This is a genomic window from Burkholderia sp. FL-7-2-10-S1-D7 (assembly GCF_001524185.1).
Taxonomy (GTDB): Bacteria; Pseudomonadota; Gammaproteobacteria; order Burkholderiales; family Burkholderiaceae; genus Burkholderia; species Burkholderia diffusa.
On sequence record NZ_LOWY01000072.1, the window covers coordinates 139560 to 159263 of the forward strand.

Consider the following 19704-nt stretch of genomic DNA (forward strand, 5'->3'; position numbering starts at 1 on the left):
TTGAATTCACAAGCCATGCCAAAACGCACAGACATCAAAAGCATCCTCATCATCGGCGCCGGCCCGATCATCATCGGCCAGGCGTGCGAGTTCGACTATTCGGGCGCGCAGGCTTGCAAGGCGTTGCGTGAGGAGGGCTACAAGGTCATTCTCGTCAACAGCAACCCGGCGACGATCATGACTGACCCGAACACGGCCGACGTGACCTACATCGAGCCGATCACGTGGGAAGTCGTCGCACGCATCATCGAGAAGGAGCGCCCGGACGCGATCCTGCCGACGATGGGCGGCCAGACCGCGCTGAACTGCGCGCTCGACCTGCACCACCACGGCGTGCTCGAGAAGTTCGGCGTCGAACTGATCGGCGCGTCGCCGGAAGCGATCGACAAGGCGGAAGACCGCCAGAAATTCAAGGAAGCGATGACCAAGATCGGTCTCGGTTCCGCGAAGTCGGGCATCGCGCACTCGATGGAAGAGGCGACCAAGGTGCACGCCGAGATCATGGCGGAGACGGGCGGCAGCGGTTACCCGGTCGTGATCCGTCCGTCGTTCACGCTCGGCGGCTCGGGCGGCGGTATCGCATACAACCGCGAAGAATTTGAAGAGATCTGCAAGCGCGGTCTCGACCTGTCGCCCACGCGCGAGCTGCTGATCGAAGAGTCGCTGCTCGGCTGGAAGGAATACGAGATGGAAGTCGTGCGCGACCGCGCCGACAACTGCATCATCGTGTGCTCGATCGAAAACCTCGATCCGATGGGCGTGCACACCGGCGACTCGATCACGGTCGCGCCGGCGCAGACGCTCACCGACAAGGAATACCAGATCCTGCGTAACGCATCGCTCGCGGTGCTGCGCGAGATCGGCGTCGACACCGGCGGCTCGAACGTGCAGTTCTCGATCAACCCGAAGGACGGCCGCATGGTCGTCATCGAGATGAACCCGCGCGTGTCGCGTTCGTCGGCGCTCGCATCGAAGGCGACCGGCTTCCCGATCGCGAAGGTCGCGGCGAAGCTGGCGGTCGGCTACACGCTCGACGAGCTGAAGAACGAAATCACCGGCGGCCAGACGCCGGCGTCGTTCGAGCCGACGATCGACTACGTCGTCACGAAGATCCCGCGTTTCGCGTTCGAGAAGTTCCGTGAAGCCGATTCGCGCCTGACCACGCAGATGAAGTCGGTCGGCGAAGTGATGGCGATCGGCCGCACGTTCCAGGAATCGTTCCAGAAGGCGCTGCGCGGCCTCGAAGTCGGCGTCGACGGTCTCGACGAGAAGTCGACCAACCGCGACGAAATCGCGATCGAGATCCACGAGCCGGGCCCGGACCGCATCTGGTATGTCGGCGACGCATTCCGCATCGGCATGACGGCCGAGGAAATCTTCGCGGAAACCGCGATCGATCCGTGGTTCCTCCATCAGATCGAGCAGATCATCCTGAAGGAAAAGGCGCTCGCGGGCCGCACGCTCGCATCGCTGACGTTCGACGAGCTGCGCTACCTGAAGCAGAGCGGCTTCTCCGACCGCCGCCTCGCGAAGCTGCTCGGCGCGACGCCGGAAGACGTCCGCCGCCGCCGCATCGAACTGAACGTGCGCCCGGTCTACAAGCGCGTCGACACCTGCGCGGCCGAGTTCGCGACCAAGACGGCCTACATGTACTCGACCTACGAGGAAGAGTGCGAGGCGCAGCCGACCACCAACAAGAAGATCATGGTGCTGGGCGGCGGCCCGAACCGGATCGGCCAGGGCATCGAGTTCGATTACTGCTGCGTGCACGCGGCGCTCGCGATGCGCGAGGACGGCTACGAAACGATCATGGTCAACTGCAACCCGGAAACGGTGTCGACCGACTATGACACGTCCGACCGCCTGTACTTCGAGCCGCTGACGCTGGAAGACGTGCTCGAGATCGTCGACAAGGAAAAGCCGGTCGGCGTGATCGTCCAGTACGGCGGCCAGACGCCGCTGAAGCTCGCGCTCGACCTCGAGGCGCACGGTGTGCCGATCATCGGCACGTCGCCGGACATGATCGACGCGGCCGAAGACCGCGAACGCTTCCAGAAACTGCTGCAGGACCTCGGCCTGCGCCAGCCGCCGAACCGCACCGCACGCGCCGAAGAAGAAGCGCTCGCACTGGCGGCCGAAATCGGCTACCCGCTCGTCGTGCGCCCGTCGTACGTGCTGGGTGGCCGCGCGATGGAAATCGTCCACGAGCCGCGCGACCTCGAGCGCTACATGCGCGAGGCCGTGAAGGTGTCGAACGATTCGCCGGTGCTGCTCGACCGCTTCCTGAACGACGCGATCGAGTGCGACGTCGACTGCATCTGCGATGGCGAGTCGGTGTTCATCGGCGGCGTGATGGAGCACATCGAGCAGGCGGGCGTCCACTCGGGCGACTCGGCATGCTCGCTGCCGCCGTACTCGCTGTCGAAGGAAACGGTCGCCGAGCTGAAGCGCCAGACGGGTGCGATGGCGAAGGCGCTGAACGTGGTCGGCCTGATGAACGTGCAGTTTGCGATCCAGCAGGTGCCGCAGGCGGACGGTTCGAAGCAGGACATCATCTACGTGCTGGAAGTGAACCCGCGCGCATCGCGCACGGTGCCGTACGTGTCGAAGGCGACCAGCCTGCCGCTCGCGAAGATCGCGGCGCGCGCGATGGTCGGCCAGAAGCTCGCGCAGCAGGGCGTGACGAAGGAAGTCGAGCCGCCGTATTTCAGCGTGAAGGAAGCGGTGTTCCCGTTCGTGAAGTTCCCGACCGTCGATCCGGTCCTCGGGCCTGAAATGCGTTCGACCGGCGAAGTGATGGGCGTGGGCCGGACGTTCGGCGAGGCGCTGTTCAAGTCGCAGCTCGCGGCCGGTTCGCGCCTGCCGGAGTCGGGCACGGTGCTGCTGACCGTGATGGACGCCGACAAGCCGAAGGCGGTCGAAGTCGCGCGCATGCTGCACGACCTCGGCTACCCGCTCGTCGCGACCAAGGGCACGGCTGCCGCGATCGAGGCGGCCGGCGTGCCGGTGAAGGTCGTCAACAAGGTGAAGGACGGCCGTCCGCACATCGTCGACATGATCAAGAACGGCGAGATCGCACTCGTGTTCACGACGGTCGACGAGACGCGCCAGGCGATCGCCGATTCGCGTTCGATCCGCATGAGCGCGCAGGCGCACAAGGTCACGTACTACACGACGATGTCGGGCGCGCGCGCGGCCGTCGAAGGCTTGCGCTACCTGAAGGATCTGGAAGTCTATGATTTACAAGGTCTTCACGCTCGCCTAAACTAAGCGGTCAGTTACCTGTCGAAGCAACACGTGCCGCGGTTAAGCGGTGTTTCCGGTTCGCCGGAAATGCGCTTAATCGCGGTGATTTTTTTTAAAGCCGTTTTTAGCGATTGAGCCGTTTATGAGCACCATTCCGTTGACAAAGCGTGGCGCAGAACTCCTGCGCGATGAATTGCAGCGCCTCAAGTCCGTCGAGCGGCCGGCCGTGATCAACGCGATCGCGGAGGCACGCGCACAGGGCGACCTGTCCGAAAACGCCGAATACGATGCGGCGAAGGAAAAGCAGGGCTTCATCGAGGGTCGTATCGCGGAACTCGAATCGAAGCTGTCGGCCGCGCAGGTCATCGATCCCACCGTGCTCGATGCCGAAGGCCGTGTGGTTTTCGCATCGACCGTCGAACTCGAGGATCTCGAGTCGGGCGACACCGTCAAGTACCAGATCGTCGGTGACGACGAAGCCGATATCGATCACGGCCTGATCTCGGTCAGCTCGCCGATCGCGCGCGCGCTGATCGGCAAGTCCGAAGGCGACGTCGCTGCCGTGCAGGCGCCGAGCGGCGTGCGCGAGTACGAAATCATCTCGGTCAGCTACATCTGAAGCGGGGCGACGTGATGCCGCATCGCGTGTTCCGTCTGCTGTCGGCCGTGTGGGTCGGCAGCCTGCTGACGATCGGGTATGCGGTCGCGCCCGTGCTGTTCAAGACGCTGGAGCGGATGACGGCCGGCTCGGTCGCCGCCCAGTTGTTTCGCATCGAGGCGATCCTCGGTGTCGTATGCGGCGTGTTGCTGCTCGTGCTGTCGAACCAGCAGGTGCGGCGCGGCAGCGGCGATTACCGTCGCGTGCGCTGGATCGTCGCGGCGATGGTCGCGTGTGTGCTGGTCGGGTATTTTGCGCTGCAGCCGTTCATGAACGCGCTGCGGGTGGCCGCGATGGAGGCGGGCACCGATATCGCGAACTCGCCGTATGCGAGCCGCTTCGGGATGCTGCACGGCGTCTCGAGCCTGTTCTATCTCGTCGAGAGCGTGCTGGGGCTGATGCTGATCTGGCGTTTGCCGGCGCAAGACGCCTGAACGGCCTGAGCGCCGCACCTGCAGGGCGGCACGGGCTGCCCCGTGCCGCGCGGCAGGATTACTTGTCCTGGTGCGGCCGCTTCGTGCTGGCCTGGCGCTTTTTCGCGCGCTTCACGTTGCCGCCCGCCGTCACGCGCTCGTTGCCGCGCACGACGACCTTCGTCGGCTTCGGACGACGCACGGGGCTCGCGTTCGGCGACACCTTGACGACCTTGACGGTGCGCGGCGCACGGCCTTTCTTGTCGTCGACGGCTTCGGCAGCGCTCGGCAGCGCGCCGGCACGACGGCCGCGGGCCGGGGCCGCCACGGCAGCCTCGGGCTTCCAGATCACCAGCAGCTTGCCGATGTGCTGGATCGGCGCCGCGTTCAGGCGGTCGCAGATCTCGTCGTAAATGGCGACGCGCTCGTCGCGCTCGTCACCGAACACGCGGATCTTGATCAGCTGGTGCGCGGCGAGGTGTACCTTGATTTCCTTCAGCACGGCGTCGGTCAGCCCTTCGGCGCCGATCAGCACGACGGGCTTGAGCGCATGGGCCTGGGAGCGCAGCGCGGAGCGCTCGGCGGGGGAAAGTGAAAGGGCGGGCATGGAAATGTCGAAATCTAAATAGGGGCGCGCTGCATCAGAAGCGAATCGCGGGAAGTTACCGCATCAGCCGCGCGCCGAAACCACGTAAAATCGCGGCTTGGGCCCGGAAGGGGCCGTAGCCGCGCGAAGAAGACGCGTATTATCCGCCAAAAGCACGGCTTCACGAAGCAAATAGCAGCAATCTCTCTCTCGAATGGCAAAAAACCGCTTTAACCAGCACTGGCTGCACGACCACATCAACGACCCGTACGTCAAAATGGCGCAGCGGGAGGGCTATCGCGCGCGTGCCGCGTACAAGCTGAAGGAAATCGACGAGCAGGACAAGCTGATCCGTCCGGGCCAGGTGATCGTCGATCTCGGCGCGACGCCGGGCAGCTGGAGCCAGTATGCCCGCAACAAGCTTGCGCAGGGCAAGAAGCGTGACGCGGAGCGCGAAGGCGGCATCGACGGCACGATCGTGGCGCTCGACATCCTGCCGATGGAACCGATCGCCGACGTCCACTTCCTCCAGGGCGACTTCCGCGAGGACGATGTCCTTCACCGGCTCGAGGAAGTGCTCGAAGGCCGCTCGGTGGACCTTGTTATTTCGGACATGGCCCCCAACCTCTCCGGTGTGGCCTCGGCGGACGCGGCGCGCATCGAGCATCTGTGCGATCTGGCGCTCGAATTTGCGCAGAATCATCTGAAGCCGGAAGGTGCGCTGCTCGTGAAGTGTTTCCACGGCAGCGGCTACAGCCAGATCGTCGAAAAGTTCAAACAGCAGTTTAAGATCGTCGCGCCGCGCAAGCCGAAGGCGTCCCGCGACAAATCGTCCGAAACGTTCATTTTGGGCCGGCAACTGAAGCATTCGCGGTGACGCGGGGCGCGGTGCCGCAAACGGGCTCCGGCCCTTGCCAGACAAGCGAAGCGCTATTGCGACGGTTGTCAATGCTTATGGCAGGGGTGGTCGGACTGGATTAGAATGACCGAGGAGCGCCGCAAGGAAAATGTAGGCGCTCGTCTACGAGTGAAGGAGTGGTGCTTTGAACAACAATATGTTTTCGAAGGCAGCGGTGTGGCTGGTGATCGCACTGGTGCTGTTTACGGTGTTCAAGCAGTTCGACAAGCCCCGCGTCCAGGAAGGTGTGTCCTATTCGCAGTTCATGGACGACGCCAAGAACGGCAAGGTCAAGAACGTCATCGTGCAGGGGCGCAACCTCACCGTCACTCCGGCTGATGGCCAAAAATACCAGATCGTGTCGCCCGGCGACATCTGGATGGTCGGCGATCTGATGAAGTACGGCGTGCAGGTCAGCGGCAAGGCCGATGACGAACCGAACGCGCTGATGTCCGCGTTGTACTACCTCGGACCGACGATCCTGATCATCGTGTTCTGGTTCTACATGATGAGACAGATGCAGGGCGGCGGCAAAGGCGGCGCATTCTCGTTCGGGAAATCGCGGGCGCGGCTGATCGACGAGAACAACAACGCGGTGAACTTCTCCGACGTCGCGGGCTGCGACGAAGCGAAGGAAGAAGTGTCCGAGCTCGTCGACTTCCTGCGCGACCCGCAGAAATTCCAGAAGCTGGGCGGTCGCATTCCGCGCGGCGTGCTGCTCGTCGGCCCCCCGGGTACCGGCAAGACGCTGCTCGCCCGCGCGATCGCCGGTGAAGCGAAGGTGCCGTTCTTCAGCATCTCGGGTTCCGACTTCGTCGAAATGTTCGTCGGCGTCGGCGCGGCCCGTGTGCGCGACATGTTCGAGCAGGCGAAGAAGCACGCACCGTGCATCGTGTTCATCGACGAAATCGACGCGGTCGGTCGTCATCGCGGCGCCGGCATGGGCGGCGGCAACGACGAGCGCGAGCAGACGCTGAACCAGATGCTGGTCGAGATGGATGGCTTCGAAGCGAACTCGGGCGTGATCGTGATCGCCGCGACCAACCGTTCCGACGTGCTCGACAAGGCGCTGCTGCGTCCGGGCCGTTTCGACCGCCAGGTCTATGTCGGCCTGCCGGACATCCGCGGCCGCGAGCAGATCATGCGCGTGCACCTGCGCAAGGTGCCGATCGCGAACGACGTCGACGCAGCGGTCATCGCGCGCGGCACGCCGGGCTTCTCGGGCGCCGATCTCGCGAACCTCGTGAACGAAGCGGCGCTGTTCGCCGCCCGCCGCGGCAAGCGCATCGTCGAGATGCAGGATTTCGAGGACGCGAAGGACAAGATCTTCATGGGTCCGGAGCGCAAGTCGGCCGTGATTCGCGAAGAAGCGAAGCGTGCGACGGCTTACCACGAGTCGGGCCACGCGGTGATCGCGAAGCTGCTGCCGAAGGCCGACCCGGTGCACAAGGTCACGATCATCCCGCGCGGTCGCGCGCTGGGTGTCACGTGGCAGCTGCCGGAGCATGACAACGAGACGTACTCGAAGGACTACCTGCTCGACCGCCTGGCGATCCTGTTCGGCGGCCGCGTGGCCGAGGAACTGTTCCTGAACCTGATCAGCACCGGCGCGTCGGACGACTTCAACAAGGCGACGCAGACGGCGCGTGCGATGGTGGCCCGTTTCGGCATGACCGACGCGCTCGGACCGATGGTGTACGTCGACGACGAGAACGACAGCGGCCCGTTTGGCCGCGGCTTCACCCGCACGATCTCGGAAGCGACGCAGCAGAAGGTCGACGGCGAAATCCGCCGAGTGCTCGACGAACAGTACGGCCTTGCGCGTCGCCTGCTCGAAGAGAACCGCGACAAGGTCGAGGCGATGACGGCCGCGCTGATGGAGTGGGAGACGATCGACGCCGATCAGATCAACGACATCATGGAAGGGCGTCCGCCGCGCTCGCCGAAGAGCTCGCCGGCCGTCGGCGGCGATTCCTCGGGTGGCGGCACGGCCGCCGAAGTGAAGCCCGGCAACGCGCCGGCGCCTGCTTCGCCCGCCTGACCTCCGCTGTAGCACCGTTCACGGGCTGGTGTGGCTTCACACCGGCCCGTTTTGCATTCATCAACGCCTCCCGCCCGTGTCCGAATCCGCAGTTCCAGCCTCCATTCCCGCGCCGCTCCAGTGCGGCCGTTTCTCGCTGACGTTCGAACGCCCGCTCGTGATGGGCATTCTCAACGCCACCCCCGATTCGTTCTCCGACGGCGGCCGCTTCCTCGCGCGCGACGATGCGCTGCGCCAGGCCGAGCGGATGATCGCCGAAGGCGTCGACCTGATCGACATCGGCGGCGAGTCGACGCGTCCCGGTGCGCCGCCCGTGCCGCTCGACGAGGAACTGGCGCGCGTGATCCCGCTCGTCGAAGCGCTGCGGCCACTGAACGTGCCGCTTTCGATCGACACCTACAAGCCGGCCGTGATGCGTGCGGCACTCGCCGCCGGCGCGGATATGATCAACGACATATGGGGGTTCCGCCAGCCGGGTGCGATCGACGCCGTGCGCGAAGGCAACGGCGGGCTGTGCGCGATGCACATGCTCGGCGAGCCGCAGACGATGCAGGTCGGCGAGCCCGACTACGGCGACGTCGTGACCGACGTGCGCGACTTTCTCGCCGCGCGCGTGCAGGCGCTGCGCGACGCGGGCGTCGCGCCGGAACGGATCTGCGTCGATCCCGGGTTCGGATTCGGCAAGGCCGTGGTCGACGACAACTACGCGCTGCTGGCCGCGTTGCCGGACACGGCGCCCGCGCGGCCCGACGGGCGCGCGTATCCGATTCTCGCGGGCATGTCGCGCAAGTCGATGCTCGGCGCGGTGATCGGCGGCAAGCCGCCGAACGAACGCGTCGCGGCGAGCGTGGCGGCCGCGTTGTGCGCGGTCGGGCGCGGCGCGGCGATCGTGCGTGTGCACGACGTCGCGGCGACGGTCGATGCGCTGAAGGTCTGGAACGCCGTGCGCGAAGCCGCGCGGCAACGATAAGTCAGAAGTCAGAAAGACGAAGGAGGAAGGTAAGCCATGGGACGTCGATATTTCGGCACGGACGGCATTCGCGGCACGGTGGGCGATGCGCCCATCACGCCTGATTTCGTGTTGCGTCTCGGCTATGCAGCCGGCAAGGTACTGGCCGGCGCGGCCGACGTCGCGGCGGGTGCACGTCCGACGGTGCTGATCGGCAAGGACACGCGCGTGTCGGGCTACATGCTCGAGGCCGCGCTCGAGGCCGGTTTTTCGGCAGCAGGCGTCGACGTGATGCTTGCCGGCCCGATGCCGACGCCGGGCGTCGCATACCTGACGCGCGCGCTGCGCCTGTCGGCCGGTGTCGTGATCAGCGCATCGCACAACCCGTATCAGGACAACGGGATCAAGTTCTTCTCCGCCGATGGCAACAAGCTGCCCGACGACACCGAGGCCGAGATCGAAGCATGGCTCGACAAGCCGCTCGAATGCGCGTCGTCGGACCGGCTCGGCAAGGCGCGCCGCCTCGACGACGCGGCCGGCCGCTACATCGAGTTCTGCAAGAGCACGTTCCCGGCTGCATACGACCTGCGCGGGCTGAAGCTCGTGATCGACTGCGCCCACGGCGCCGCTTACCAGATCGCGCCGCACGTATTCCACGAACTCGGTGCGGACGTGATCCCGATCGGCGTCGCGCCGAACGGCTTCAACATCAACGACGGCGTCGGCGCGACGGCGCCCGACGCACTGGTGCGTGCCGTGCGGGCGAACCATGCGGACCTCGGCATCGCGCTCGACGGCGATGCGGACCGCCTGCAGGTCGTCGATTCGACGGGCCGGCTGTACAACGGCGACGAGTTGCTCTACGTGCTCGTGAAGGACCGGATTGCGACCGCCGGCAAGGTCGACGGCGCTGTCGGCACGCTGATGACGAACCTTGCGGTCGAGGTCGCGCTGCAGCGTGAGGGCGTGCAGTTCGTGCGGGCGGCCGTCGGCGACCGCTACGTGCTCGAACAGCTGCGCGAGCGCGGCTGGCAGCTTGGCGCGGAAGGCTCGGGCCACATCCTGTCGCTCGACCGCCATTCGACCGGCGACGGCATCGTGTCGGCGCTGCTCGTGCTGGCTGCGCTCAAGCGCAGCGGCCGCACGCTTGCGCAGATGCTGGACGGCGTCACGCTGTTCCCGCAGAAGTTGATCAACGTGCGGATGAAGGCGGGTGCCGACTGGAAGGGCAGCGCATCGATTCGCGCGGCGATCGACGCAGCCGAAAGCGCGCTCGCCGGCCGCGGCCGTGTGCTGATCCGCGCGTCGGGCACCGAGCCCGTGCTGCGCGTGATGGTCGAGGCACAGCATGCGGCCGACGCGACCCTTCACGCGGAGGCGATCGCCGACGCGGTGCGCGCGGCGACGAGCTGAGCCGAACCGGTGACGGCGCGCGACGGTCAGGCCGTGTGCGCGCCGCCTCTTCGGTGATTCGACGGGCGCTGCAATTCGTCAGACGCAAAGGTTTGCGCTATTAAATGGAGGGCGACGTCGGCGCGGATTTCGTCTGATGTAAGAAAACATCCGACCCTGAATTGCGATGGTTGCGGCAATGGGTTTTCCTGTCCCATGTGCGGCGTATATGATTCGCTTCGGGCCCCGCATCAGCGGGTACCGAACGGCTGTTCCTGCCCGGCAATTCTTGCCGTCATGCCCGCCGCGCTGCCTTCGCGCTGCCTTCGCGCGGCCGCCCTCACCGGGCCCGATACTCCCTTTCAACCAGTCATGTTACTGTCACACCAGTTTCATCGATTGTCACATTATCGTCATGAGCAGCCCCTAACCTTCGCGGTGCCGTAGTCATCCGCTCACACACTGGAGGTCTCATGAAATTGATGCAAACCGCGATTGCCGGCCTGGCTGGCGCGCTTTTCGCAGTCGCCGCGCAAGCTGCCGACATCACGGGCGCAGGCAGCACGTTCGCGATGCCGATCTATACGAAATGGGCTGCCGACTACCAACAGTCCGGCGGTGCGAAGGTGAACTACCAGGGTATCGGTTCGTCGGGCGGCCTCAAGCAGATCAACGCGAAGACTGTCGATTTTGCCGGTTCGGACGCTCCGCTGAAGGATGAAGAGCTCGCGAAGGACGGCCTGTTCCAGTTCCCGACGGTGGTCGGCGGCGTGGTGCCGGTCGTCAACGTGCCGGGCGTGAAGGCCGGCGAACTGACGCTGTCGGGCCCGGTGCTCGGCGACATCTACCTCGGCAAGATCAAGAAGTGGAACGACCCGGCGATCGCCGCGCTGAACCCGAAGGTCAAGCTGCCGGATACGGACATCGCGGTCGTTCGCCGCGCTGACGGTTCGGGCACGAGCTTCATCTGGACGAACTACCTGTCGAAGGTTAACGACGAGTGGAAGTCGAAGATTGGCGAAGGCACGACGGTCAACTGGCCGACGGGCACGGGCGGCAAGGGCAACGACGGCGTCGCGGCCTTCGTGCAGCGCCTGCCGGGCGCGATCGGCTACGTCGAGTGGGCGTACGCGAAGAAGAACAACATGACCTACACGGCCCTGAAGAACTCGGCGGGCACGGTGGTCGAGCCGAAGACCGACACGTTCAAGGCTGCTGCTGCTGGCGCGAACTGGTCGAAGTCGTTCTACCAGATCCTGACGAACCAGCCGGGCAAGGAAGCATGGCCGGTCGTCGGCGCGACGTTCGTGCTGCTGCACGCGAAGCAGGACAAGCCGGAGCAGGGCGCCGAAACGCTGAAGTTCTTCAGCTGGGCGTTCAAGAACGGCGAGAAGGCAGCCGACAGCCTCGACTACATCTCGCTGCCGTCGTCGGTCGAGACGGAAATCCGCAAGCAGTGGAAGACGAAGGTGACGGACGCATCGGGCAAGCCGGTCGCCGCAGAGTAAGCAATCCAGCGGTTCGCTGCCCGGCCGTGCCGGCCGGGCAGTGTGTGCGGTAAGGCCGGGCGTTACGGCGCCCGGCGATCCAGAACAGGCACCCATGTCTGAAATTTCCTACACGTCTTCCCGGTCCGATGTCCCGCAGCAACGCGCGCCGAGCCGTCTCGGAGACGTTCTGTTCGGCGGCCTCGCACGGCTCGCCGCGATCGTGACCCTGCTGCTGCTGGGCGGGATCATCGTTTCCCTGATTATTGCGTCGCTGCCGACCATCCAGAAGTTCGGCCTCGGCTTCCTGTTGCAAACCGAGTGGGATCCGAACTCGGATATCTACGGTGCAGTCGTGCCGATCTACGGCACGATCGTGACGTCGATCATCGCACTCGTCATCGCGGTGCCGGTCAGCTTCGGCATCGCATTGTTCCTCACCGAATTGTCGCCCGTGTGGCTGCGTCGCCCGCTCGGCATTGCGATCGAGCTGCTCGCCGCGATTCCGTCGATCGTGTACGGCATGTGGGGCCTGCTCGTGTTCGCGCCGATCTTCGCTGAATACTTCCAGAAGCCGATCGGCCGTCTCTTCAAGGACGTGTGGGTGCTCGGTCCGCTGACGGCGGGCCCGCCGATCGGCATCGGCATTCTCGCCGCCGGCGTGATCCTCGCGATCATGATCATCCCGTACATCGCATCGGTGATGCGCGACGTGTTCGAAGTCACGCCCGTGCTGCTGAAGGAATCGGCCTACGGGATCGGCTGCACGACGTGGGAAGTGATGTGGAAGGTCGTGCTGCCCTACACGAAGACCGGCGTGATCGGCGGCGTGATGCTCGGCCTCGGCCGCGCGCTCGGCGAAACGATGGCCGTGACCTTCGTGATCGGCAACACCAACCTGCTCGACAGCGTGTCGCTGTTCGCGCCGGGCAACAGCATCACGTCGGCGCTCGCGAACGAATTCGCTGAAGCGCAACCGGGCCTGCATACGTCCGCCCTGATGGAGCTGGGCCTGATCCTGTTCGTGATCACGTTCATCGTGCTGTCCATCTCCAAACTGCTGCTGCTTCGTCTCGAGAAAGGAGAGGGCAAGAAATGAGCGAGCCCGTCATGAATTTCCCGGGGCCGGACGGCGCCGTGCTCGAAGCGATGCGCAATCGCCTGCAGCGCAAGCGCAAGGTGACCAACGCGATCGCGCTGACTGCGTCGCTCGCCGCAATGGCGTTCGGCCTGCTGTGGCTTGTATGGATTCTCTACACCACGGTGCATCTCGGCGTCGGCGGCCTGTCGCTGCAGCTGTTCACCGAATCGACGCCGGCACCGAACACGGAAGGCGGCGGTCTGGCGAACGCGATCGTCGGCAGCCTGATGCTGTGCGGTTTCGGCACGCTGGTCGGCACGCCGATCGGCATCCTCGCGGGCGTCTATCTCGCCGAATACGGCCAGAAGAACCTGCTGGCGAGCACGATCCGCTTCATCAACGACATCCTGCTGTCTGCGCCGTCGATCGTCATCGGCCTGTTCGTGTACGCGATCGTCGTCGCGAAGTCGGGGCGCTTCTCGGGCTGGGCCGGCGTGATCGCGCTCGCGCTGCTGCAGATTCCGATCGTGATCCGTACGACCGAGAACATGCTGAAGCTCGTGCCGAACGCGCTGCGCGAAGCAGCCGTCGCGCTCGGCACGCCGAAGTGGCGGATGGTGTTGAAGATCACGCTGCGCGCATCGGTCGGCGGGATCGTGACGGGCGTGCTGCTCGCGATCGCGCGGATCGCCGGCGAAACGGCGCCGCTGCTGTTCACCGCGCTGTCGAACCAGTTCTTCTCGTGGGACATGAGCCAGCCGATGGCGAACCTGCCCGTCACGATCTACAAGTTCGCGATGAGCCCGTTCGCCGAATGGCAGTCGCTCGCATGGGCGGGCGTGTTCCTGATCACGCTCGGGGTGCTCGGACTCAACATCCTGGCGCGCTCGATCTTCTCGAAAAAGTAACGGCGGAGCAATCCGATGAATATGGCAGAAAGCCACCTGAATCCCGTCGAGCGCACCGCTGCGCCCGCAGGCACGCAAGATGCGGCACATGGCCGTCCGCTGGCGCCGCTGAACGCGAAGATCGAGGTCAACAACCTCAACTTCTTCTACAACAAGTTCCACGCGCTGAAGAACATCAACCTGCGCATTCCCGAAGGGAAGGTGACCGCGTTCATCGGTCCGTCGGGTTGCGGCAAGTCGACGCTCCTGCGCACGTTCAACAAGATGTACGCGCTCTATCCGGAGCAGCGCGCCGAAGGCGAAATCCTGATGGACGGCGAGAACCTGCTGACCACCAAGCGCGACATTTCGCTGCTGCGCGCGCGGATCGGCATGGTGTTCCAGAAGCCGACCCCGTTCCCGATGTCGATCTACGACAACATCGCGTTCGGCGTGAAGATGTTCGAGAAGCTCACGCGCTCGGAGATGGACGATCGCGTCGAGTGGGCGCTGACGAAGGCCGCGCTGTGGAACGAAGTGAAGGACAAGCTGAACCAGAGCGGCTACGGGCTGTCCGGCGGCCAGCAGCAGCGTCTGTGCATCGCGCGCGGTATCGCGATCCGTCCGGAAGTGCTGCTGCTCGACGAGCCGTGCTCGGCGCTCGACCCGATCTCGACGGGCCGCATCGAGGAGCTGATCGCGGAGCTGAAGAGCGACTATACGGTCGTGATCGTCACGCACAACATGCAGCAGGCTGCGCGCTGCTCGGACTACACGGCCTACATGTACCTGGGCGAACTGATCGAATTCGGCGAAACCGAAAAGATCTTCATCAAGCCGGTGCGCAAGGAAACGGAAGACTACATCACCGGCCGTTTCGGCTGATGACGGAGAACCACAACCATGTCGGATAAACATCTGTCGAGCCAGTTCGACGCGGACCTGAATGCCGTGTCGTCGAAAGTGCTGGAAATGGGCGGACTCGTCGAGTCGCAGATCGTCGGCGCGATGCATGCGCTGAACGAATTCGACCGCGAGACGGCCGAGAAGGTGATCGCGGCCGAGGAAACGCTGAACGCGATGGAAGTCGACATCGACCAGGAATGCGGCAACATCATCGCGCGGAGGCAGCCGGCCGCGCGCGATCTGCGTCTTCTGATGTCGATTTCGAAAACGATTACGAACCTCGAGCGCGCCGGCGACGAGGCCGAGAAGATCGCGAAGCGCGTGCGTCGTCTGGTCGACGAGCCGGCCGCGCGTGCGGTGAACATCGCCGAGATCAAGGTGTCGGGCGAGATGGCCGTGACGATCCTGCGCCGCGCACTCGACGCGTTCGCGCGCCTCGATACGGTGGCGGCCGCGCAGATCGTCAAGGACGACAAGGAAATCGACCTCGAATTCCGCGCGTTCGTGCGCAAGCTCGTGTCGTACATGCAGGAAGACCCGCGCACGATCTCGGTCGGCCTCGAGTACCTGTTCATCGCGAAGGCGATCGAACGGATCGGCGACCACGCGAAGAACATCGCCGAATTCATCATCTACATCGTGAAGGGCACCGACGTGCGGCACCAGCCGCGCGACACGCTCGATCGCGAAGCCAACAGTTAATCGACTCCGTAAGGAAGAACAGAGGTGCCGATGCCCAGCAACATTCTCGTCGTCGAAGATGAGCCCGCGATTTCCGAACTGATCTCGGTGAATCTCCAGCATGCCGGTCACTGCCCGATTCGCGCGTACAACGCCGAGCAGGCGCAGAACCTGATCAGCGACGTGCTGCCCGACCTCGTGCTGCTCGACTGGATGCTGCCGGGCAAATCCGGCATTGCGTTTGCGCGCGACCTGCGCAACAACGAACGGACCAAGCATATCCCGATCATCATGCTGACCGCGCGGGGCGACGAGCAGGACAAGGTGCTCGGCCTCGAGATCGGCGCGGACGACTACGTGACGAAGCCGTTCTCGCCGAAGGAACTGATGGCGCGCATCAAGGCCGTGCTGCGCCGTCGCGCGCCGCAGCTGACCGAGGACGTCGTGTCGATCAACGGGCTGCGCCTCGATCCGGCCACGCATCGGGTCGCCGCGCACGGCGACGGCAGCGAGATCAAGCTCGATCTCGGCCCGACCGAATTCCGCCTGCTGCATTTCTTCATGACGCATCCGGAGCGCGTGCACAGCCGCACGCAACTGCTCGATCAGGTCTGGGGCGATCACGTGTTCGTCGAAGAGCGTACCGTCGACGTCCATATCAAACGATTGCGCGCGGCCTTGAAACCGGCCGGTTGCGATGCGATGATCGAGACCGTACGCGGCAGCGGCTACCGGCTCGCCAAGCACGCGTAACGTATCCGGACATGCCGTGTGCCATGGCATGCCCTTCATTCCTTCGGACGCTGGAACATGAACATCATCTGGGCGCGCTTTCTCGTGTCGCTCGTGCTGCTCGTGCTGATCAGCGTATTGGTCGGCGTGTTCGCCGGCCCGATCGCGGGCCTCGGGTTCGCGGTCGTGATGCTGGTCGCGCAGGGCTTCTTCAGCACCTTCCATACGCAGCGCCTGTGGCGTCTGCTCGATGCGCCCGTCTACGGCGAGGTGCCGAGCGCACCGGGCATCTGGGGTGAAATCTACTACCGGCTGCACAAGCTCGCGAAGCAGTGGCATGCGCAGGTGCGGCAGGTCGAGCAGCAGCATTCGCGCTTCATCCAGGCGATCCAGGCGTCGCCGAACGGCGTCGCGATGCTCGACGACCACGACCAGATCGAGTGGTGCAACGCGATCGCCGAGGTGCATTTCGGCCTCGATGCGAAGCGCGACCTGCGCCAGCACATCACGAACCTGGTTCGTCATCCGGAATTCGTCCGCTACCTGAACGCGCAGCATTACGACGAGACGCTCGTGATGCGCGGGATGGGCGACTCGCGGCAGAACGTGCTGGAAGTGCAGGTGTTTCCGTACGGCGAGAACCGCAAGCTGCTGCTCACGCAGGACATCACGGAGCTCGAGCGGACCGACGCGATGCGGCGCGACTTCGTCGCGAACGTGTCGCACGAACTGAAGACGCCGCTCACCGTGCTGTCGGGCTTCCTCGAGACGATGCGCGAACTGCCGCTGAACGAGGAAGATCGCGCGCGCTATCTCGAGATGATGGAGCAGCAGGCGTCGCGGATGCGGCACATCGTCACCGATCTGCTGGTGCTCGCGAAGCTCGAGGGCGAAAGCAAGCCGCCGGCGGATCACGCGGTCGACATGCGTGCCGTGTTCGACCATCTGAAGGAGGATGCGCAGACGCTGTCGAACGGGCATCACGAGATTACGTTCACGATCGACGAAACGCTCGGCGTCACGGGCGCGCAGACCGAAGTGTTCAGTGCGTTCGCGAATCTCGTGACCAACGCGATCCGCTATACGCCGGACGGTGGCAAGATCCTCGTGTCGTGGCGGCGCGAGGGCGCGCAAGGCGTGTTCTCGGTCACCGATAGCGGCTTCGGCATCCCGGCCGCCGACCTGCCGCGGCTGACCGAGCGCTTCTACCGCGTCGACCGCAGCCGCTCGCGCGATACGGGCGGCACGGGGCTCGGCCTCGCGATCGTCAAGCACGTGCTGCAGCGGCACGACTCGCACCTGTACGTGCAGAGCGAGGAGGGGCGGGGCAGCACGTTCACCGCGCGCTTCCCGGCCTCGCGGATCATTGCGATCCGGCCGGCCGCGTTCGAAGCGTGAGCGCGTGAGCGCGTGACGCGAGTCGGGTGCCTCACGTCGGCATCCCGCCGCAAATACGCCGCAAACAAAACAGCACAGCCCTCGGGCTGTGCTTTTTTGTTTGGTGGCGCGGCACGCGAAACCGCGCGCCGCCCCGTGTCTACGAACAGAACTTCGCGAGCAGCCCGAGCTGCGCGTTGCGGAGCGTCTTGCCCGCACGGCGCCGGCGGTAGTGGCCGTCGCTGAGCATCTGCCAGGCCGACTGGTTGTCGCCGAGGCAGACCGACAGCCCCTCGGCGATCACGCGGCGCTTCAGCTTGCGCTCGCGGATCGGGAACGCGACTTCGACGCGGCGGAACAGGTTGCGGTCCATCCAGTCGGCGCTCGACAGATAGACCTCCTCGGCGCCGCCCGCGTGGAAATAGTAGATGCGGTGGTGTTCGAGGAAGCGCCCGACGATCGAGCGCACCGTGATGTTTTCCGACAGCCCCGGCACGCCGGGTTTCAGCGCGCACACGCCGCGCACGATCAGGTCGACCTTGACGCCGGCCTGCGACGCTTCGTACAACGCGGCGATCACCGACGGCTCCAGCAGCGCGTTCATCTTCGCGACCACGCGCGCGCGCTTGCCGGCGCGCGCATTGTCGATCTCCGCGCGGATCGATTCGATGATGCGCGGATGCAGCGAGAACGGCGACTGCCACAGCTCGTGCAGCGTGAGCTCGCCGCCGATCCCGGTCAGTTGCTGGAAGACGTGGTGGACGTCCTCGCAGATTTTCTGGTCGGCCGTCATCAGGCCGAAGTCGGTGTAGAGGCGGGCGGTGCGCGGGTGATAGTTGCCGGTGCCGAGGTGCACGTAGCGGCGCAGCGACGCCTTGCCGTTCCGCACGACGCGCCGCACGATCAGCATCATCTTCGCGTGGCACTTGTGGCCGACCACGCCGTACACGACGTGCGCGCCGACGGCTTCGAGCTGCGACGCCCAGTTGATGTTGGTTTCCTCGTCGAAGCGCGCGAGCAGTTCGACGACGACGGTCACTTCCTTGCCGTTGCGCGCGGCTTCCATCAGCGCGTCCATCAACGGCGAATCGGTGCCGGTGCGGTAGATCGTCTGCTTGATCGCGACGACGCTCGGGTCCTTCGCGGCCTGCTGCAGCAGTTCGAGCACCGGCTGGAAACTTTCGTACGGATGGTGCAGCAGGATGTCGCCGTTGTCGATCGCGTCGAACATCGTCGGCGCGTTGACGATCGCGGGCGGGATCGAAGCGGCGAACGGCGCGAACTTCAGGTCGGGGCGGTCGACGAGGTCGGGGATCTGCATCAGCCGCACGAGGTTCACCGAGCCGGCCACACGATAGCAGTCCTTCTCGCCGAGCAGGCTTTCCTCGAGCAGGCGCCGAACGATATGCGCCGGCGTATCGGCCGACACTTCGAGCCGTACCGCATTGCCGAGGTGGCGCGCAGGCAATTCGCCCTGCAGCGCGACGCGCAGGTTGGTGATTTCGTCCTCGTCGACGAAGAGCTCGCTGTTGCGCGTGATGCGAAACTGGTTGCAGCTCTTCACGACCAGTTGCGGGAACAGTTCGCCGACGAAGCGCTGCATGAACGAGCTGAGCAGCACGAAGCCGTGCTCGAAGCCCGACAGCGCCTGCGGCATGCGCACGACGCGCGGCAGCGCGCGCGGCGCCTGCACGATGCCCATCACCGCCTGGCGGCCGAACGCGTCTCGGCCCTCGAGCTCGACGACGAAGTTCAGGCTCTTGTTCAGCACGCGCGGGAACGGGTGCGCGGGATCGAGGCCGATCGGCGTCAGCACCGGCAGCAGTTCATCGAGGAAGTAGCGGCGCGCCCATTCGAGCTGCTCTTCGTTCCACGTGTCGCTCGCGTGGAAGTAGATGCCTTCCTGTTCGAGCGCGGGCAGCACGGTATCGTGCAGCATCGTGTACTGGCGGTGAACGAGCCGTTGCGCGCGCTCGACGACCAGGTCGTAAGCGTGCTGCAGCGACATGCCGTCGGGGGTCAGTGCGCCCGGGTTGTCGCGGATCTGTTCCTGAAGGCCGGCCATCCGGACTTCGAAAAATTCGTCGAGGTTGCTGCTCGTGATGCAGATGAAGCGCAGTCGCTCGAGCAACGGAATCTGCGGGTCAGCCGCCTGGGCCAGCACGCGCTCGTTGAAACCGAGGATGCCGAGTTCACGATTGAGAAGCGGATAGCGGACGGACATCGGCAGAGTAGGGGGTGATTCGGGCGATGATTCGAAAGGACGCTCGGAAACTCTCACGGTACGATGACGTGCTGATGACGATAATGTATTTATATCGGGAAATTCTACGCCTGAACCGTTTTGTCTCATAAATGTTTCGGCCATAT

The 19704-nt window shown here is 64.8% G+C and carries 16 protein-coding genes; 14 read left to right on the plus strand and 2 right to left on the minus strand.

Features of this window, described 5'->3' with window-relative positions; all coding sequences use genetic code 11:
* Positions 1-15: 15 nt before the first annotated feature.
* From carB to WS75_RS22145, 3 genes are all read left to right on the plus strand, one after another.
* Positions 16-3270: a carbamoyl-phosphate synthase large subunit gene (carB, locus tag WS75_RS22135; protein WP_059683170.1), complete on the plus strand. Its 3255-nt coding sequence runs from the start codon at positions 16-18 to the stop codon at positions 3268-3270.
* A gap of 118 nt (positions 3271-3388) precedes the next feature.
* On the plus strand, positions 3389-3865 hold the full coding sequence (gene greA, locus WS75_RS22140; protein WP_057927897.1) for a transcription elongation factor GreA: 477 nt from the start codon (positions 3389-3391) through the stop codon (positions 3863-3865).
* A 14-nt stretch (positions 3866-3879) separates the two neighbouring features.
* Positions 3880-4338: a DUF4149 domain-containing protein gene (locus WS75_RS22145; RefSeq protein ID WP_059683171.1), complete on the plus strand. Its 459-nt coding sequence runs from the start codon at positions 3880-3882 to the stop codon at positions 4336-4338.
* Between the two features lie 58 nt (positions 4339-4396).
* On the opposite strand, the gene WS75_RS22150 is transcribed toward WS75_RS22145, so the two are convergent.
* On the minus strand, positions 4397-4924 hold the full coding sequence (locus WS75_RS22150) for a YhbY family RNA-binding protein (RefSeq protein WP_059683173.1): 528 nt from the start codon (positions 4922-4924) through the stop codon (positions 4397-4399).
* Positions 4925-5117: 193 nt separating this feature from the next.
* Between WS75_RS22150 and WS75_RS22155 the strand changes: the two genes are divergently transcribed.
* The 11 genes from WS75_RS22155 (at position 5118) to phoR (ending at position 17355) form a co-directional block, all read left to right on the plus strand.
* Positions 5118-5780 carry an RlmE family RNA methyltransferase gene (locus WS75_RS22155; protein WP_059683175.1) on the plus strand — a complete coding sequence of 221 codons (663 nt, stop codon included), beginning with the start codon at positions 5118-5120 and terminating at the stop codon, positions 5778-5780.
* A gap of 166 nt (positions 5781-5946) precedes the next feature.
* On the plus strand, positions 5947-7842 hold the full coding sequence (gene ftsH / locus WS75_RS22160) for an ATP-dependent zinc metalloprotease FtsH (RefSeq protein WP_059465595.1): 1896 nt from the start codon (positions 5947-5949) through the stop codon (positions 7840-7842).
* Between the two features lie 160 nt (positions 7843-8002).
* On the plus strand, positions 8003-8812 hold the full coding sequence (gene folP, locus WS75_RS22165) for a dihydropteroate synthase (RefSeq protein ID WP_441294153.1): 810 nt from the start codon (positions 8003-8005) through the stop codon (positions 8810-8812).
* Between the two features lie 36 nt (positions 8813-8848).
* Positions 8849-10204 (plus strand): phosphoglucosamine mutase, encoded by a 1356-nt coding sequence (glmM, locus tag WS75_RS22170; protein WP_059683179.1) that lies wholly within the window; start codon positions 8849-8851, stop codon positions 10202-10204.
* A 452-nt stretch (positions 10205-10656) separates the two neighbouring features.
* On the plus strand, positions 10657-11691 hold the full coding sequence (gene pstS / locus WS75_RS22175; RefSeq protein WP_059683181.1) for a phosphate ABC transporter substrate-binding protein PstS: 1035 nt from the start codon (positions 10657-10659) through the stop codon (positions 11689-11691).
* 94 nt (positions 11692-11785) lie between these two features.
* Complete coding sequence (gene pstC / locus WS75_RS22180) at positions 11786-12769, plus strand: phosphate ABC transporter permease PstC (RefSeq protein WP_059683183.1); 984 nt, start codon at positions 11786-11788, stop codon at positions 12767-12769.
* Positions 12766-13659, plus strand: coding sequence for a phosphate ABC transporter permease PstA (gene pstA / locus WS75_RS22185; protein WP_059683185.1), 894 nt, complete (start codon positions 12766-12768; stop codon positions 13657-13659). Before pstC ends, pstA begins: the two co-directional genes overlap by 4 nt.
* 15 nt (positions 13660-13674) lie before the next feature.
* Entirely contained in the window at positions 13675-14523 is an 849-nt protein-coding gene (pstB, locus tag WS75_RS22190) for a phosphate ABC transporter ATP-binding protein PstB (protein WP_059523444.1), read from the plus strand.
* Between the two features lie 18 nt (positions 14524-14541).
* Positions 14542-15246 (plus strand): phosphate signaling complex protein PhoU, encoded by a 705-nt coding sequence (gene phoU / locus WS75_RS22195; protein ID WP_059465602.1) that lies wholly within the window; start codon positions 14542-14544, stop codon positions 15244-15246.
* Between the two features lie 30 nt (positions 15247-15276).
* Positions 15277-15978, plus strand: coding sequence for a phosphate regulon transcriptional regulator PhoB (gene phoB / locus WS75_RS22200; protein WP_006750313.1), 702 nt, complete (start codon positions 15277-15279; stop codon positions 15976-15978).
* 57 nt (positions 15979-16035) lie between these two features.
* Positions 16036-17355, plus strand: coding sequence for a phosphate regulon sensor histidine kinase PhoR (phoR, locus tag WS75_RS22205; protein ID WP_059683187.1), 1320 nt, complete (start codon positions 16036-16038; stop codon positions 17353-17355).
* Between the two features lie 139 nt (positions 17356-17494).
* On the opposite strand, the gene ppk1 is transcribed toward phoR, so the two are convergent.
* Positions 17495-19558 (minus strand): polyphosphate kinase 1, encoded by a 2064-nt coding sequence (ppk1, locus tag WS75_RS22210; protein ID WP_059683189.1) that lies wholly within the window; start codon positions 19556-19558, stop codon positions 17495-17497.
* Between the last annotated feature and the right edge of the window lie 146 nt (positions 19559-19704).

What these genes read in the sequence shown, in the direction of transcription:
- WS75_RS22155 (WP_059683175.1), top strand. Translation starts at nt 5,118, where the DNA reads ATGGCAAAAAACCGCTTTAACCAGCACTGGCTGCACGACCACATCAAC.
- WS75_RS22145 (WP_059683171.1), top strand. Translation starts at nt 3,880, where the DNA reads ATGCCGCATCGCGTGTTCCGTCTGCTGTCGGCCGTGTGGGTCGGCAGC.
- carB (WP_059683170.1), top strand. Translation starts at nt 16, where the DNA reads ATGCCAAAACGCACAGACATCAAAAGCATCCTCATCATCGGCGCCGGC.
- ppk1 (WP_059683189.1), bottom strand. Translation starts at nt 19,558, where the DNA reads ATGTCCGTCCGCTATCCGCTTCTCAATCGTGAACTCGGCATCCTCGGT.
- WS75_RS22150 (WP_059683173.1), bottom strand. Translation starts at nt 4,924, where the DNA reads ATGCCCGCCCTTTCACTTTCCCCCGCCGAGCGCTCCGCGCTGCGCTCC.
- greA (WP_057927897.1), top strand. Translation starts at nt 3,389, where the DNA reads ATGAGCACCATTCCGTTGACAAAGCGTGGCGCAGAACTCCTGCGCGAT.
- phoR (WP_059683187.1), top strand. Translation starts at nt 16,036, where the DNA reads ATGAACATCATCTGGGCGCGCTTTCTCGTGTCGCTCGTGCTGCTCGTG.
- glmM (WP_059683179.1), top strand. Translation starts at nt 8,849, where the DNA reads ATGGGACGTCGATATTTCGGCACGGACGGCATTCGCGGCACGGTGGGC.
- pstB (WP_059523444.1), top strand. Translation starts at nt 13,675, where the DNA reads ATGAATATGGCAGAAAGCCACCTGAATCCCGTCGAGCGCACCGCTGCG.
- phoU (WP_059465602.1), top strand. Translation starts at nt 14,542, where the DNA reads ATGTCGGATAAACATCTGTCGAGCCAGTTCGACGCGGACCTGAATGCC.
- pstS (WP_059683181.1), top strand. Translation starts at nt 10,657, where the DNA reads ATGAAATTGATGCAAACCGCGATTGCCGGCCTGGCTGGCGCGCTTTTC.
- pstC (WP_059683183.1), top strand. Translation starts at nt 11,786, where the DNA reads ATGTCTGAAATTTCCTACACGTCTTCCCGGTCCGATGTCCCGCAGCAA.
- pstA (WP_059683185.1), top strand. Translation starts at nt 12,766, where the DNA reads ATGAGCGAGCCCGTCATGAATTTCCCGGGGCCGGACGGCGCCGTGCTC.
- phoB (WP_006750313.1), top strand. Translation starts at nt 15,277, where the DNA reads ATGCCCAGCAACATTCTCGTCGTCGAAGATGAGCCCGCGATTTCCGAA.
- folP (WP_441294153.1), top strand. Translation starts at nt 8,003, where the DNA reads ATGGGCATTCTCAACGCCACCCCCGATTCGTTCTCCGACGGCGGCCGC.